13 protein-coding genes and 1 pseudogene are annotated in these 14,861 nt (G+C 71.2%); 6 read left to right on the plus strand and 8 right to left on the minus strand.

Features of this window, described 5'->3' with window-relative positions; genetic code table 11:
• Positions 1 to 8 precede the first annotated feature (8 nt).
• From E5671_RS07920 to E5671_RS07940, 5 genes are read right to left on the minus strand one after another with little or no spacing between them, the layout of a single operon-like run.
• The gene (locus E5671_RS07920) at positions 9 to 1,043 is read right to left on the minus strand and encodes an oligopeptide/dipeptide ABC transporter ATP-binding protein (protein ID WP_160503130.1); all 1,035 of its coding nucleotides are present in this window, start codon (positions 1,041 to 1,043) and stop codon (positions 9 to 11) included.
• On the minus strand, positions 1,040 to 2,077 hold the full coding sequence (locus tag E5671_RS07925) for an ABC transporter ATP-binding protein (protein ID WP_237330128.1): 1,038 nt from the start codon (positions 2,075 to 2,077) through the stop codon (positions 1,040 to 1,042). The genes E5671_RS07920 and E5671_RS07925 overlap by 4 nt, the downstream gene beginning before the upstream one ends.
• Positions 2,074 to 2,940 (minus strand): ABC transporter permease, encoded by an 867-nt coding sequence (locus E5671_RS07930; protein WP_202121613.1) that lies wholly within the window; start codon positions 2,938 to 2,940, stop codon positions 2,074 to 2,076. The genes E5671_RS07925 and E5671_RS07930 overlap by 4 nt, the downstream gene beginning before the upstream one ends.
• 20 nt (positions 2,941 to 2,960) lie before the next feature.
• Positions 2,961 to 3,914, minus strand: a complete 954-nt coding sequence (locus E5671_RS07935) for an ABC transporter permease subunit (protein ID WP_160510051.1) — start codon at positions 3,912 to 3,914, stop codon at positions 2,961 to 2,963.
• 56 nt (positions 3,915 to 3,970) lie between these two features.
• Positions 3,971 to 5,581, minus strand: coding sequence for an ABC transporter substrate-binding protein (locus E5671_RS07940; protein WP_336605697.1), 1,611 nt, complete (start codon positions 5,579 to 5,581; stop codon positions 3,971 to 3,973).
• 330 nt (positions 5,582 to 5,911) lie between these two features.
• Here E5671_RS07940 and E5671_RS07945 point away from each other — a divergent pair, with 330 nt between their 5' ends.
• The 3 genes and pseudogenes from E5671_RS07945 (at position 5,912) to E5671_RS07955 (ending at position 9,391) form a co-directional block, all read left to right on the plus strand.
• Positions 5,912 to 6,325 carry a VOC family protein gene (locus E5671_RS07945; protein WP_160503132.1) on the plus strand — a complete coding sequence of 138 codons (414 nt, stop codon included), beginning with the start codon at positions 5,912 to 5,914 and terminating at the stop codon, positions 6,323 to 6,325.
• 113 nt (positions 6,326 to 6,438) lie between these two features.
• A pseudogene (locus tag E5671_RS07950) lies at positions 6,439 to 7,854 on the plus strand (MFS transporter).
• A 16-nt stretch (positions 7,855 to 7,870) separates the two neighbouring features.
• Complete coding sequence (locus tag E5671_RS07955) at positions 7,871 to 9,391, plus strand: MFS transporter (protein ID WP_160503133.1); 1,521 nt, start codon at positions 7,871 to 7,873, stop codon at positions 9,389 to 9,391.
• A 14-nt stretch (positions 9,392 to 9,405) separates the two neighbouring features.
• Here E5671_RS07955 and E5671_RS07960 read toward each other — a convergent pair whose 3' ends face one another.
• Entirely contained in the window at positions 9,406 to 9,837 is a 432-nt protein-coding gene (locus tag E5671_RS07960) for a GNAT family N-acetyltransferase (protein ID WP_160510053.1), read from the minus strand.
• Positions 9,838 to 10,061: 224 nt separating this feature from the next.
• Between E5671_RS07960 and hemC the strand changes: the two genes are divergently transcribed.
• The 3 genes from hemC to E5671_RS07975 all read left to right on the plus strand — a co-directional run bounded on the left by hemC (position 10,062) and on the right by E5671_RS07975 (position 13,538).
• A complete protein-coding gene (gene hemC, locus E5671_RS07965; protein WP_160503134.1) occupies positions 10,062 to 10,997 on the plus strand; it encodes a hydroxymethylbilane synthase in 936 nt (311 codons plus the stop codon).
• A 95-nt stretch (positions 10,998 to 11,092) separates the two neighbouring features.
• On the plus strand, positions 11,093 to 11,956 hold the full coding sequence (locus tag E5671_RS07970) for an endo alpha-1,4 polygalactosaminidase (RefSeq protein ID WP_160503135.1): 864 nt from the start codon (positions 11,093 to 11,095) through the stop codon (positions 11,954 to 11,956).
• A 307-nt stretch (positions 11,957 to 12,263) separates the two neighbouring features.
• The gene (locus E5671_RS07975) at positions 12,264 to 13,538 is read left to right on the plus strand and encodes an APC family permease (RefSeq protein ID WP_160503136.1); all 1,275 of its coding nucleotides are present in this window, start codon (positions 12,264 to 12,266) and stop codon (positions 13,536 to 13,538) included.
• Positions 13,539 to 13,602: 64 nt separating this feature from the next.
• Here the strand turns inward: E5671_RS07975 and E5671_RS07980 are convergent, their stop codons facing one another.
• Positions 13,603 to 14,007: a DUF6223 family protein gene (locus tag E5671_RS07980; protein WP_160503137.1), complete on the minus strand. Its 405-nt coding sequence runs from the start codon at positions 14,005 to 14,007 to the stop codon at positions 13,603 to 13,605.
• A gap of 173 nt (positions 14,008 to 14,180) precedes the next feature.
• Positions 14,181 to 14,789 carry a response regulator transcription factor gene (locus tag E5671_RS07985; protein ID WP_160503138.1) on the minus strand — a complete coding sequence of 203 codons (609 nt, stop codon included), beginning with the start codon at positions 14,787 to 14,789 and terminating at the stop codon, positions 14,181 to 14,183.
• Positions 14,790 to 14,861 lie beyond the last annotated feature (72 nt).

Below are 14,861 nucleotides of genomic sequence, written 5' to 3' on the forward strand. Positions count from 1 at the left end.
TGCTGCTCCTAGCGTGCGGTGCGGGTACTGGGGATCGTACGGAGGGCCGGGGCGGCGGCCGCGTCCGGAGCCGTGCCGTCGGAGGCGACGAGGTGGCAGGACACCTCGCGTCCGCCGCCTCCGGGAAGCGCGCGCAGCTCGGGCACCTCGACGCGGCAGCGGTCGACGGCCAGCGGGCAGCGCGTGTGGAAGCGGCACCCGGGCGGCGGGGCGAGCGGGCTCGGCAGTTCGCCGCTGAGGACGATGCGCTCGCGAGTGCGCTGGACCGCCGGGTCGGGCACGGGCGCGGCGGACAGGAGCGCCTGTGTGTACGGGTGCTTGGGGTCGGCGAACAGCTCGGCGGTCGGGGCCTGTTCGACGATCTGGCCGAGATACATGACCGCGATGCGGTCGGCGAGGAACTCCACGGCGGCCAGGTCGTGCGTGATGAACAGGCACCCGAAGCCGCGGTCCCGCTGGAGATCGGCGAGGAGGTTGAGCACCGAGGCCTGGACGGAGACGTCGAGGGCCGATGTGGGTTCGTCGGCCACCAGGAGGTCCGGGTCGACGGAGAGCGCGCGGGCGATGGAGATGCGCTGGCGCTGCCCGCCGGAGAGTTCGTGCGGATGCCGGTCGGCGTGCTCGGGGCGCAGGCCGACCTGGCCGAGGAGTTCCGCCACGCGCGCGCGTGCCGCCTCCCCCTTGGCTATGCCGTGCAGGCGCAGAGGTTCGGCGATGATCTGCCCGACGGTCATCCGTGGGTCGAGCGAGGACGAGGGGTCCTGGAAGACGAGGTGGAAGTCTTTTCGGAGGGGCCGCAGGGCGCGCCGCGAGAGACGGGTCACGTCCGTGCCGTTGATGTGGACGGTGCCGCCTGTCGGGTCGTCGAGCCGTACTGCGCAGCGTCCGACGGTCGACTTGCCGCTCCCCGATTCCCCTACCAGGCCCACGACTTCGCCTTTGCCGACCGTGAGCGTGACTCCGTCGGCGGCGCGCACGACGCCGCCGGGGCCCGCGAAGTGCCGCTGAAGGCCGCACAGTTCAAGAACGGGTGTGGGGATCACTGTCCGGCCTCCTGGGTGGTGGGCGTGAGCACAGCCGCGTCCTGCGGGTGCCAGCAGGCCGCCCGGTGCGCGGCGTCGGCACCGGCGTTCCGGGAGACCGCCTTGAAGCCGGGCCTGGACGTCGTGCACCGGTCGTCGGCGTGCGCGCAGCGCGGGGCGAAGGTGCAGGCGTCCGGCTGCGCGTCGAGGCTCGGCACCAGGCCGGGGATCTCGGGCAGCCGCCGCTTGCCCTCACCGCCGGGGCGGAGGACCGCGCCCAGCAGCCCGCGGGTGTACGGGTGGCGCGGCTCGGCGAACAGCTCGTCCACCGGGGCCTGTTCGACGGGCCGGCCCGCGTACATGACCAGGACGCGGTCGGCGGCGTCGGCCACCACGCCCAGGTCGTGGGTGATGAGCACGATCGCGGTGCCGAGCCTCTCCCGCAGGGACTGGAGCACTTCGAGGATGCCCGCCTGCACGGTGACGTCGAGCGCGGTGGTCGGCTCGTCGGCGATCAGGACGGACGGGTCGCAGGCGACCGCGATGGCGATCATGACGCGTTGCCGCATGCCGCCGCTGAGCTGGTGCGGGTACTCGTCGACGCGCTGGGCGGGGGCGGGGATGCCGACCAGGTCGAGGAGTTCCACGGCACGCGCGCGTGCCTCCTTCTTGGACAGGCCCTGGTGACGCCGGAGCACCTCGCCTATCTGGCGGCCGATGGTCAGGACCGGGTTCAGCGAGGTCATCGGCTCCTGGAAGATCATCGCGATGTCCTTGCCGCGGACCCGCCCGAGCTCCTTCTCGCTCGCTCCCGCGATCTCCGCGCCACCGAGTCGAATCGATCCCTCGATGTGGGCGGTGGGCGGCAGGAGCCCCATCACGGCCATCGCCGTGACGGACTTGCCGCACCCCGACTCGCCGACCACCGCGAGCACTTCGCCCGCTGCGACGTCGTACGAGAGATGGTCGACGGCGTGCACGGTGCGGGTGTCGGAGCGGAAGGAGACCGACAGGTCGCGCACGCTCAGTACGGACTTGCTCATGGGGAGGCTCATCGGGTGGCTCCTCGGGGGTCGAGGACGTCCCGGAGGCCGTCGCCGAGCAGGTTGAACGCCAGGGTGGCCGCGACGACCGCGAGTCCGGGGAAGACCGCCATCCACGGCGCGGGCGCGAGGAAGGACTGGGCGCCGGAGAGCATCACGCCGAGCGACGCCTCCGGTGGCTGAACTCCCAGACCGAGGAAGCTGAGCAGTGCCTCGCCGATGATCGCGGCGGGGATGCCGACGGTCGCCTGGACGGTCAGCGCGGAGGTAGCGTTGGGCAAGATGTGCCGGAAGAGCACGGTGGCGTCGCCGCCGCCGTTGGCGACCGCGGCGGCCACGTAGTCGACGTGCCGCAGCCGCAGTGTCTCCGCGCGGGTGATGCGGATGACCGCCGGGATCTGCGAGATCCCGATGGCGATGGTCGCGTTGGTGAGCGAGGGGCCGAGCACCGCGGCCAGCCCGACCGCGAGCACCAGGAAGGGGAAGGCGAGCATCGTGTCGGTGAGCCGCGAGACCACGCTGTCGGTGAACTTGCCGTAATAGCCCGCGAGCAGGCCGAGCGGTACGCCGACGACGAACGCGAGCGCCACCGCGACCACGCCCACCTGCATGGACGCCCGCGCCCCGTACACGACGCGGGAGAGCTGGTCGCGGCCGAGGTCGTCGGTGCCGAGCCAGTGCGACCAGCCGGGCTCGGCAAGGGCGTTGGCGAAGTCGGGGCGCGCGGGATCATAGGGCGCGACCAGCGGCGCGAAGAGCGCCGCGAGGACGAAGACGGCGGCGATGACGCCACCAGTCATGGCGAGCCGGTTCTTGCGCAGGGCGCGCAGCTTGCCGTTGCCGCCGCCCGCGCTCGCGGAACGTATCCGCCCCAGGGTTGTGAGCACCGCTGTCGTCACCGGGCACCTCCGAGCCGGATGCGCGGGTCGATGACCGAATACGCCACGTCGACCAGCAGGTTGATGAGGATGTACGCGGCGGAGGTGCACAGCACCACGCCTTGCAGGGTCGCGTAGTCGCGGGTGAAGACGGCGTCGATGGTGAGCTTGCCGAAGCCGGGCAGGACGAAGATCTGCTCGGTGACGACCGCGCCCGAGATGAGGTGGCCGAGCTGGAGTCCGAGCACGGTCACGACCGTGACCAGGGAGTTGCGCAGCGCGTGCCCGCCGATGACCTCGCGCCGGGACAGGCCCTTGGCCCGCGCGGTGCGTACGTAGTCGGCGGAGAGCGAGTCGAGCATCGCCGCGCGTGTCTGGCGCATCACGACGGCCGCGAGCCCCGAGCCGAGAACGATCGCGGGGAGCACCATGCGGCGCAGGTTGTCCAGCGGGTCGGCGGCGAAGGGCACGTATCCGGAGGCCGAGAAGACCGGCACGGCGATGGCGAACCCGAGGACCAGGACCATGCCGAGCCAGAAAGTGGGGACGGAGAGGCCGAGGAGGGCGAGGGCGTTGGCGAGCCACTCCTCGGGCTTTCCGCGGCGTACGGCGGCGACGATGCCCGCGCCGATGCCGACCGTGACCGCCAACAGCAGGGAGAGGGCGGCGAGTTCGAGGGTTATGGGCAGGGCGGCGGTGATCGCGTCGGAGACGGGAAGGCCGGTGCGTGAGGAGGTGCCCAGGTCGCCGGTGATCGCGTGCCCGATGAACCGCCCGTACTGGACGACGATGTTGTCGTTCAGGCCGTAGCTCTCGCGGATGGCGGCGAGCGCCTCTGGGCTGCGCTCCTCACCGGCGAGCGCGAGCGCCGGATCGCCGGGCAGCGCGCGGATACCGGCGAAGACGACCATGCTGACCAGGACGAGGGTGATGAGGGACTGGCGGACACGGGTGAGCAGATAGGACGTCATGGGGCTCAGGCGCACCGGGCTCAGGCGGGCGGCCTTCAGACGCAGGGGGCTCAGGCTCATCGAGTGTACCCCGCAGTCGTGACGCGGACCAGGCCGTCTCCGTAGACGCGGATGCCTGCGACGTCCTTGCCGGCGACGATGTAGTTCTTCTGCCGGTAGAGGTAGATGAGCCCGCGCCTCTCCTGGGCGCGCCGGGTCAACTCCTCGTAGATCTTGGCGCGTTCGTCCGGGTCGGCCTCGGCTCGGCCGCGTTCGACGAGCCGGTCGATGGCCGGGTCCGAGAGCCCGTAGGCGTTCATCGCGCCGCGTGTCTGGAGGAAACTTGCGATGTTGCCGTCCGGGTCGAGCCGCCCGGACCAGCCGCTGGTGAAGGCGTCGTAGCGCCCGGAGTCGGTCTCTTCGAGCATCGTGGCGTACTCGGTGGGGCGCAGCGTGACCGCGAACCCCGCCTCCTTGGTCATCGCCTGCACGACTTGGCCGAGGCGGCTGGATTCGGGTGTGGTGGACACCTTCAGTTCGATGCGGACCGGAGTGCGCACCCCCGCGTCCTTGAGCAGCCGCTTGGCCTTCGCGACGTCCCGCTTGGGACACTCGGACGCCTTGACGCCGGGCGCGATGGCGGACTCGGGTGAGACGGGGCCGCAGGCGGGCTCGTACATGCCCTGGAAGACGACCTTGTTGATGAGGTCGCGGTCGATGGCGAGCTCGAAGGCTTCTCGGACGCGCGGGTCACGCGCGAGGGGCGTGTCGATGCGACCCGGCTTCTCCCCGAGGCCTTTGACGTTTCCGACGTTGAAGCCGATGCCCTGGTAGCCGAGCGAGGGCGAGTTGAAGAGCTGGAGACCGGGCTCGGTGAGGGCGCTGCGTACGTCGACGGGTGTCATCTGGTCGCCGATCTGGATGTCGCCGGAGCGCAGATTGGCCAGGCGTACGTTGCCGTCGGGTATCGGCTTGTAGATCACCTTGTCGAGGTGGACCTGGTCGGCCGCGTAGTAGTTGGGGTCCTTGGCGAGCACGATGCGGTCGCCGCCGACGCGCTCCACGTACTTGAACGGGCCCACGCAGGAAGGGTGGTTGGTGAAGTTCTTGCCGTACTCCTTGAGCGCGGCGGGTGACATCACCATGCCGGAGCGGTCCGCGAGGACGGCCGTGAGCGGGACGTAGGCCTGCTTGAGCGTGAGCTTCACCGTGTACGGGCCTGTCGCCTTCGCCCCGGCGAGCGGGGCGAGTTCGGTGGCGCGCGCCGAGCCCGGGAGGTCGCGGTGGCGCAGCAGTGAGGTGACGGCGGCGTCCGCGTCCAGCTTGGTGCCGTCGCTGAACTTCAAGCCCTTGCGCAGGCCGAAGGTGACGGTGCGTCCGTCCTTCGACGTCTTGGGCAGGGCCGTGGCGAGCTGCGGGATCACGGTCCCGTGCTCGTCGATGTCGTAGAGCTTCTCGCACATCCCGGCGAAGACGGTGCGGCCCACGAGGGTCTGCGCGAGGGTCGGATCGAGCTTGTCCGGGTCGGCGTTGAGGGCGACGGTGAGGGTGCCGCCGTCACGCACGGGACGGTCGTCGGTCATGCGCTCAGCGCCGACCTCGGTGGCCGAGGACTGCAAGGAGCCGCAGCCCGCCGTCATGGACATCACCAGGGCAACTGCCGCGAGGGCAACCGCTTTTCGGCGCACGAGTAGGTACCTCCGCCAGGGTGGTTCCGGACTGATCGTGGACGATCAAGGAATACGGCAGAACGTATTTCGCATACAGTCCGCACACAAGAGGCCCGTCCGGATGCCGGACCGGATTTGATGAAGATTGAATAACCGGCCGCGACAAATGGCTGCACGCTACACGCAGCGGACTTTCCGTCCATCAAGGGACGAGCCGTCCCCGTGCCGCTCGCCGGGCCGTTGTCAGTCCGCTCACCGGCCGTTGTCAGTCCACTCGCCGGGCCGTTGTCAGTGCCCCGCGCTAGTCTCCGCGCAACTGACCGTTCCACCCCGTTCCGGGAGGTTTTCATGGTCTCGCGTCTCAACCCGTATCTCAGCTTCGGCGGCGATGCCCGCCAGGCGCTGGAGTTCTATAAAGAGGTATTCGGCGGCGACCTCGCGCTCAACACCTTCGGCGAAGCCGGCCAGCAGGACAGTCCGGCCGCCGACAAGATCATGCACGGCATGCTGGAGGCGCCCAACGGCTTCACCCTGATGGGCGCGGACACCCCGCCGGGCATGGACCACACCCCGGGCAACAACTTCTCGGTGAGCCTCAGCGGAGACGACGAGGCCGAGCTCCGCGGCTACTGGGAGAAGCTGTCCGCCGGCGGCTCGGTGTCCGTTCCGATGGAGAAGCAGATGTGGGGCGACGTCTTCGGCATGTGTACGGACCGCTTCGGCATCCCCTGGATGGTCAACATCAGCGAGCCGCAGAGCTGACCGCCCACCCGCAGAGTTGAACGCTCCGTGACCGGGGCCCGCCTCCGCCAGGCCCCGGTCGCGGCCTCCGAGCAGCGCGCCTACCGTGTGACGGGGGCGTTTGGAGGCCATCGATGGACCGCTCGCCCGCGCCGGAACCCTTCGAGGCCGTGCAGTCGGCCGGCTCACCACCACCGGCCGCCCCACAGCTGAGCGGCGGGCGGCACGAGCACCGCTGGCTGATACTCGGGGTCGTGAGGATCGCCCAGCTGATGGTGGTCCTCGACGCGACGATCGTGAACATCGCGCTGCCCTCGGCCCAGCGGGACCTCGGGTTCAGCGACGGCAACCGAGGGGGGCACCTCCCGCGCCCTTCAGGCGTGGGGGCGGATCGTCACCGCGTACGCCCTCGCCTTCGGCAGCCTGCTGCTCCTCGGTGGACGCATCGCCGACCTGGTGGGCCGCAAGCTGGTCTTCCTCGCCGGGCTCGGCGGCTTCGCGCTCGCCTCGGCCCTCGGCGGCGCGGCGACCAGTTTCACCATGCTGGTGGTGGCCCGCGCGCTCCAGGGCGTGTTCGGCGCGCTCCTCTTTCCCTGCTCACCACGACGTTCACGGACCCCAAGGAACGCGCGAAGGCGTTCGGCATCTACGGCGCCATCGCGGGCGCGGGCGGCGCCGTCGGACTGCTCCTGGGCGGCGTCCTGACCGAGTATCTGGACTGGCGCTGGTTCTGCGTCGTCTACGGCTTCTCGAACGCCGAGACGCACGCCTGGAGCGACGTCGACACCTGGGGGTTCCTGGTGGTCGGCGCCGTCCTGGTGGCGGCCTTCGCCTGGTGGCAGACGCGGGCCTCGCATCCGCTGCTCCCGCTGCGCGTGGTGCTCGACCGGGACCGCGGAGCGTCGTTCCTCGCGATGTTCATCTCCGGCGCCGGCATGTTCGGTGTCTTCCTGTTCCTGACGTACTACCTCCAGCAGATCCTCGGCTACACACCGGTCAAGACGGGGCTCGCGTTCCTGCCGATGGTCGCCGTGATGGTGGTGATCTCGGTCGTCACGACCAACGTGCTCGTGCCGCGGTTCGGCGCCAAGCCGATCGTGCCGCTCGGCATGGGGCTCGCGGCGGCCGCGATGGCCTGGCTCACCGCCCTCGACGTGCACAGCGGCTACGCGGCCCACGTGCTGCCGCCGCTGCTCGTCGCCGGTCTCGGGCTCGGCCTGGTCTTCGCCCCCGCGATGAGCATGGCGACCGCGGGCGTCGCCGCGCACGACGCGGGTGTGGCGTCGGCGATGGTCAACACAAGCCAGCAGGTGGGCGGTTCGATCGGCACGGCCCTGCTCAACTCCCTCGCGACGAGCGCCGCAGCCGACTACCTCGTGGGCAGGCAGCCGACGCCCCAGGTGAAGGCCCGGCCCGCGATGGAGAGTTACTCGACCGCGTACACGTGGTCGGCGGTCTTCTTCGCGATCGGACTGATCGTTACGGTCGTGCTGTACCGCAGGGGCGCCCCGGCCCACTCGGACGCGGGCGGCGGCGCGGTGCACATGTAGGACGGACGGAGGGCCGATGGCAACCGAATCCGAGGCTTCAGCGACACAAGACGCCGGCGGGGGTGTCGCGCTGGCCTCGGCACGGGGCCGCTGGGTGCTCGCCTGCGCCGTTCTCGCCTCAGGCATGGCCATGCTGGACGGCACGGTGGTCAACGTCGCTCTGCCCACCCTCGGCCGCGACCTGGACACGTCGATCGCGTCCCTGCAGTGGGTCGTCAACGCCTACATGCTCACGCTCTCGGCGCTGCTGCTGCTCGGCGGAGCGCTCGGCGACCGCATCGGACGGCGGCGCACCCTGGTCATCGGCGTGGTGTGGTTCGCCGTGGCCTCCGCGCTCTGCGGGCTCGCGCAGGACGCCGGAACGCTCATCGCGGCACGGGCGTTGCAGGGCATCGGCGGTGCGCTCCTGACGCCGGGATCACTGGCCTTGGTGCGTACGTCGTTCCGGCCACAGGACCAGGCACGTGCGGTGGGCGCCTGGTCGGGGCTCGGCGGGGTCGCGGGCGCCATCGGGCCGTTCCTGGGCGGCTGGCTGATCGACGGCCCCGGCTGGCGGTGGATCTTCCTGATCAACGTGCCGCTGGCGGCGCTCGTGCTCTTCGCGGTGCGCCATGTGCCGGAGAGTCGGGCCGAAGGCGCCGCGGAGAAGCCGTTCGACGTGACGGGGGCGGGCCTGGCGGCGCTGTTCCTGGCGGGCATCAGCTTCTCGCTGATCGGCGCCGCGGGGGACTCGTCGAAGGCGGCGGCGGTCCTGCCGGGGCTCGGCGGAATCGCGGCGGGCGTCGCCTTCGTCGTGGTGGAGCACCGCCGCCGCAACCCGATGCTGCCGCTCTCCCTCTTCCGCTCCCGCCTGTTCAGCGCGGCCAACGTCATGACGCTGTGCCTGTACGCGGCCATCGGCGGGCTCTTGTTCATGCTGCCGGTGCAGTTGCAGACGACGCTCGGCTACGACGCGCTGCAGGCCGGCACGGCGACGCTGCCGATCACGGTCCTGATGCTGCTGCTCTCGGCCGCGGCAGGGGATCTGTCACGGCGGGTCGGGCCCACCCTGCCGCTGGTCGCCGGGCCGCTCATCGCGGCCGCCGGGGCGCTCCTGATGCTGCGGATCGAGCCCGGCGCCGCGTACGTCACGGAGGTCCTGCCCGCGGTGGTGGTCCTCGGCCTGGGGATGAGTGTGTTCGTGGCTCCGCTGACGGCGACGGTCCTCGCCTCGGTCGACGCGGGGCGCGCGGGACTGGCGAGCGGCGTCAACAACACCGCGGCGCGGGTGGCCCAGATGCTGGTCGTCGCCGCGCTGCCGCTCGCGGTGGGCCTTTCCGGCACGGCGTACGCGGATCCGGACGCGCTGAACTCGGCATTCGGCAAGGCGGCCGTGGGCTGCGCGGGTCTTTTCGTCCTCGCGGCGGCAGCGGCGGCGTTCTTCATCCGCCCGCGTCCTGCCGCCTGGCACGAGGACGCGGGGAACACGCCACGCTGCAAGTCCCATCTGGGCGTAGCTGCACCGCCGTTGGAGCCGGGCAAGGACTGTGCGGGGTAGCGGTGCCGGGAGTGTCAGACCGCCGCGTCGGGGGCGTCACGCACGAAGAGGGTGACCGACACGCTCTCCTTGAAGCCGTTGCGCCGCATCAGCGAGGCGGAGGCGGTGTTGCGCGACTCGACGTCGGTCACCACGGCCGTGGCACCGGCGGCGGTCAGCGTCGCGCAACAGGCCTGCACCAGATGGCTGGCGACACCCTGCCCCTGATAGGCGGGTGCGCTGGCGATCCACTCCAGGTTCCCCCAGTCCGCACGCTGGTCGAACCCCATCGAGCCGCAGACGAACCCGGCGAGCGCGTCACCGTCGAGCGCCACCCAGCAGGAGGAGGCATCGGCGTCCAAGTGCCGGGCGATCGCCGAAAGCGACCAGGACGTGTACGGCTTCACCGAGGTGTCGTACAGCTCACGCCCCAGGGTGAGGACGTCGGCCAGATGAGTGGGAGCCATCCGTTCGAGAACGATCGGAGACCGCTGATGCGCGGCGGCGGCTGACATAGGACCTCCCGGGTCGCTGGCGGCCGGGACCCGCGCGGGGCGGGACGGTGACCGGCTGCTTCTCACGCTATGAGGGCCCGGGGCGTCGCGCACTCCAGGACCGACCGCCCCGGGCCCCCGGCCGAACCGAGGAGCCCTTTAACAGACTGCTGTTGTGAGCGCCTATCGTGGTGCGCATGTCCGCTCCTGAGCTGATCCGCATCGTCTCCCGTTCCTCCCCCATGGCGCTGGCCCAGGTGGAGCGCGTACGCGCCGAACTCGCCGCCCTGCACCCCGGGATCCGTACGGAGGTCGTGCCGGTCACGACCTCCGGGGACCGCTGGATGGGAGACCTCGCGAAGCTCGGCGGCAAGGGCGCCTTCACCAAGGAGGTCGACGCGGCGCTGCTCGCCGGGGAGGCGGACCTCGCGGTGCACTGCGTCAAGGACGTACCGGCGGACCGGCCGCTTCCGGCGGGCACCACCTTCGCCGCGTTCCTCAAGCGGGACGATATCCGCGACGCGCTCATCCACCCGGGCGGTCTCACCCTGGACGAGCTGCCCGCGGGGACCCGCATCGGCACGTCGTCAGTGCGCCGCATCGCCCAACTCGCCGCTTCCCACCCGGAGTTGGAATGCGTCCCGATGCGCGGGAACGCCGGGCGCCGGATGGAGAAGCTGGCCGCGGGCGACGCGGACGCGCTGCTGCTCGCGGTGTCGGGGCTCGAGCGCATCGACCGCATGGACGTCGTCACCGAAGTCCTGTCGGTGGAGACGATGTGCCCGCCGATCGGCGCGGGAATCCTGGCCCTGCAGTGCCGCGAGGACGACACGGAGACCATCGACGCCGTGTCGGGCCTCGGCGACCCCGACGCCTGGCGGGAGGCCACCGCCGAGCGCATGTTCCTGCACGTCCTCCAGGGGCACTGCAACTCCCCCATCGCCGGGTACGCGCGCTGCGAGCGGGGCGGCGACCTTTCGCTGCGCGCCCGGGTGTTCACCCCGGACGGCAAGACGGTCCTGAACGCCCACGAGTGGGCCGGGCCGCTGGACCCGGCGACGCTCGGCACGTCGGTGGCGGTGACGCTGCTGCGCCAGGGGGCGCGCGAGCTCATCGACTCCATCGCGCACTGAGGTCCGCCGGGAACTCCGAGGTCACCCGGCCGGACTCGTGGCGCACTGATCCGGCGGAGGCCTTGACCCGCAGCCGCCCCGAACGAAAGTCTTCGATGCACCGCCCGCACCACCCGTACAACCCGCACCGCTCGCGCACGGCCCGGCTTGCGGTCTGCGCCGCCGCCCTTTTCCTGACCGCCGCCTGCGCGACCGACGACGGCGGGGACACCCCGGCCGCCACGGACGGGGCGGACGCCGTGCGTACGCCCAAGGCCAACGCCGTCTTCGACTACCAACTCGGCGGCCCGTACCCACCTGACGACGCCGTGCGGGCGGTCTCCCGCGACCGCTCCGCCGAGCCGGCCAAGGGCCTGTACAACGTGTGTTACGTCAATGCCTTCCAGACCCAGCCGGGCGACGCCATCACCTGGTGGAAGAAGAACCACCCCGACCTGCTCCTGAAGGACGACGACGGCTCGCTGGTGGTCGACGACGACTGGGACGAGCCGCTCCTGGACATCTCCACGCCCGGCAAGCGCCGGGAACTGATGGACGTCGTCGGGCCGTGGATCGACGGCTGCGCGGAGTCGGGCTACGACGCCGTGGAGCCCGACAACCTGGACTCCTACGAGCGTTCCGACGAGCTCCTCACGCCCGAACACGCCGCCGCCTTCGCCAAGTTGCTCGCCGAACGGGCCCACGGCCGCGGCCTTGCCATCGCCCAGAAGAACACCACCGACCTCCTCCCCGAGCGCGCCCGCATCGGGTTCGACTTCGCCGTCGTCGAGGAGTGCGCGGCGTACAAGGAGTGCGGCGACTTCGCCGACGCCTACGACGACAAGGTCTTCGCCGTCGAGTACACGCGCAAGGACTACCGCAACGCCTGCGACGCCTGGGGCCCTCGGCTGTCCGTCACCCTGCGCGACCGCGACGTCAGCTCCGAGGGCACGAAGGGCTACGTCTTCGCGCAGTGCTGAGGCCCGTGAGCGCTTCTGACCGGCCCTCACGGGAGCCGATCGAGCTGCTTGCCGGCCACCGCGCCGACCCCTCCGGGGTGCGCCGAGTGCGTCGAACACGTCCTGGCAGCCCGGACCGGGCACCAGAACCCGCGGATCGTACTGGGGAACGGGCCCCTGCACGGGTGCGCTGCCGATCCGCGGCACATCCCCCTCCCGCAGCCAAGAGGGACTTCAGCTCGCGGCTCCACCACCCAGCCGGCCCGACGGGGGCGGTCGGATAACGTCTGCATGCCTGACCGGGCGTTCCGCTGCCGAGGAGCCGACGATGAGCACTCCACCCGCCGCCACGAACTCCTCCCGCCTGCAACGGCGACTAGGGGTGAGTGACGCGGTGTTCATCGGCCTGGGGTCGATGATCGGGGCGGGGATCTTCGCCGCGTTCGCGCCCGCCGCCCGTGCCGCGGGCTCGGGACTGCTCGTCGGCCTTGCGGTCGCTGCCGTGGTCGCCTACTGCAACGCCACCTCGTCGGCCCGGCTCGCGGCCCGCTACCCCGCCTCCGGCGGCACCTACGTCTACGGCCGTGAACGGCTCGGCGACTTCTGGGGCTACCTCGCGGGCTGGGGCTTCATCATCGGCAAGACCGCCTCCTGCGCGGCCATGGCCCTCACCGCGGGCGCGTACGCCTGGCCCGGCCACGAACGCCCGGTGGCGATCGCCGCCGTGGTCGCCCTGACCGCCGTCAACTACGTCGGCATCCAGAAGACCGCGTGGCTGACCCGCACCATCGTCGCCCTCGTCCTGGCCGTCCTTGCCGCTGTCGTGGTCGCCTCCTTCACCGGCGGTCACACCGACGCCGCCCGGCTGGAGTTGAGCGGCGACGCGAGCGTGGGCGGCGTGCTGCAGGCCGCCGGGCTGCTGTTCTTCGCCTTCGCCGGATACGCGCGCATCGCCACGCTCGGCGAGGAGGTCCGCGACCCGCGGCGCACCATCCCGCGCGCGATCCCTCTCGCCCTGAGCATCACTCTGGTGGTGTACGCGGCGGTCGCCACCGCCGTCCTTGCCGTACTCGGCCCCAGCGGCCTGGCCGAAGCGACCGCGCCCCTCGCGGACACGGTGCGCGCGGCCGGGGTGCCCGCTCTGGCCCCGGTGGTGCGCATCGGCGCCGCCGTCGCCGCGCTCGGCTCGTTGCTCGCCCTGATCCTCGGCATCTCGCGGACGACGCTGGCGATGGCCCGGGACCGTCACCTGCCGCACGCGCTGGCCGCCGTCCATCCCCGCTTCAACGTCCCCCACCGGGCCGAACTCGCCGTCGGGGCGGTCGTGGTGGGCCTCGTCTCCTTCGCCGACCTGCGCGGCGCGATCGGTTTCTCCTCCTTCGGGGTGCTCGCCTACTACGCCATCGCCAACGCCGCGGCCTGGACCCTGGCGCCGGGCGAAGGCCGCCCGCCGCGCGCCGTCCCCGTCCTCGGCCTGGCCGGCTGCCTGCTCCTGGCCTTCAGCCTCCCGCTCTCCTCCACCGTCTCCGGCGCCGCCGTTCTGGCCGCGGGTGCGGTCGCCTACTTCGTACGCCGGTTCGTACGCCGGAAAGCGGGGCGCTGAGGAGGCCGACCCGGCCGGGGGAGGTCCGGGTCGGCCCCGTTCTGGGTGGGGCGGTGCGGCCGGGTCAGGCCGTACGGCGCGTGCGGGACAGGACCATCCCGCTGAGGACGATGGCGATCAACGCGATCACCATGGCCACGACGGCCCCGCCTCGGCCGTTGCCGCTGCCCACCCCGCCGTCGGAGCCGGTCAGTTGCACCACGCCGATGACGATGCCGATCAGTGCCACGACCGGGGCCACCATGGCGCCGCCCCGGCCGTTGCCGTTACCGATGCGGCCGGCGGACTGGGCCAGCGCGAGGCCGCCGATGACCACGCTGATCAGCGCCACCACCATGGCGATCATGGCCCCGCCTCGTCCGGAGCCGCCCTCGTCGGCGGCCGAGACCTGCGCGGCTGCCGGTGTGGCGAGCACCAACCCTCCGAGCACGGCGGCTGCGGTAGCGGTGAGCAAGTTACGGACGGACATCGGGGACCCCTTCGGTTGCCTGGCAGGTACTGGCGTGAGCGTATGTACCGGCGGGGTCGGGGGGCGTCCTACAGGAGTTGGCAATAAGGCCTACCGTCGGGGCGGTAGGCGCCGGGGGAAGATCCTGCTGTCACAGCAGTCATGTACCGCAACCGCAGCATGTGAGCCGGTGCTCAGATCCAGCCGGCACGCGAAGCGGCGTGCACGGCACTGATCCTGTTCCCGGCCTTCAGCTTGTGGATGGCCGAATGGATGTGATTGCGGACCGTTCCCGGGCTCAGGTGCAGCTGGGACGCGATGGCGCTGAGCGGACGGCCGTCCGCGGCCGCCTTCAGTATCTCCGCCTCGCGGTCCGTCAGCGGGTTCTCGCCGACGGCCAGCATCTCGTCCATCAGCTCGGCGGGGATGTACCGTCCCCCCGCGTGGACGGCCCGGATGACCCGGCTCAGCTCGCGGATCGAGGTCTCCTTGGTGAGGATTCCGCGCACTCCGGCCTTGAGGGCCCGCTGCACATATCCGGGGCGGCCGTCGCAGGTCAGGACCACCACCGGGAAACCGGCCCGTTCACGGTTCAGCTGCTCGGCGACCGCGATCCCGTTCGTTCCCGGCATGTGCAGATCGAGCACGGCGAGCCCCGCATGGTGTTCGTTCACCAGGTCGAGCACGCGGTCGCCCCGCCCGGTGTGGGCCACGACCTCGATGTCTCCCGGCAGTTGGAGAAGTTCAGCGAGCGCCTCCCTGGTGAGCGCTTCGTCTTCGGCCAGGACCATCTTGATCGCCATACTCGCTCCCCCAGTCGCTTCGGCCCAACGGAAATGGGAGCGCGTGAAAGATCACCAATTGAATCCCCCGTT

The sequence above is a fragment of the Streptomyces sp. BA2 genome (assembly GCF_009769735.1).
In the GTDB taxonomy this organism is placed as follows: Bacteria; Actinomycetota; Actinomycetes; order Streptomycetales; family Streptomycetaceae; genus Streptomyces.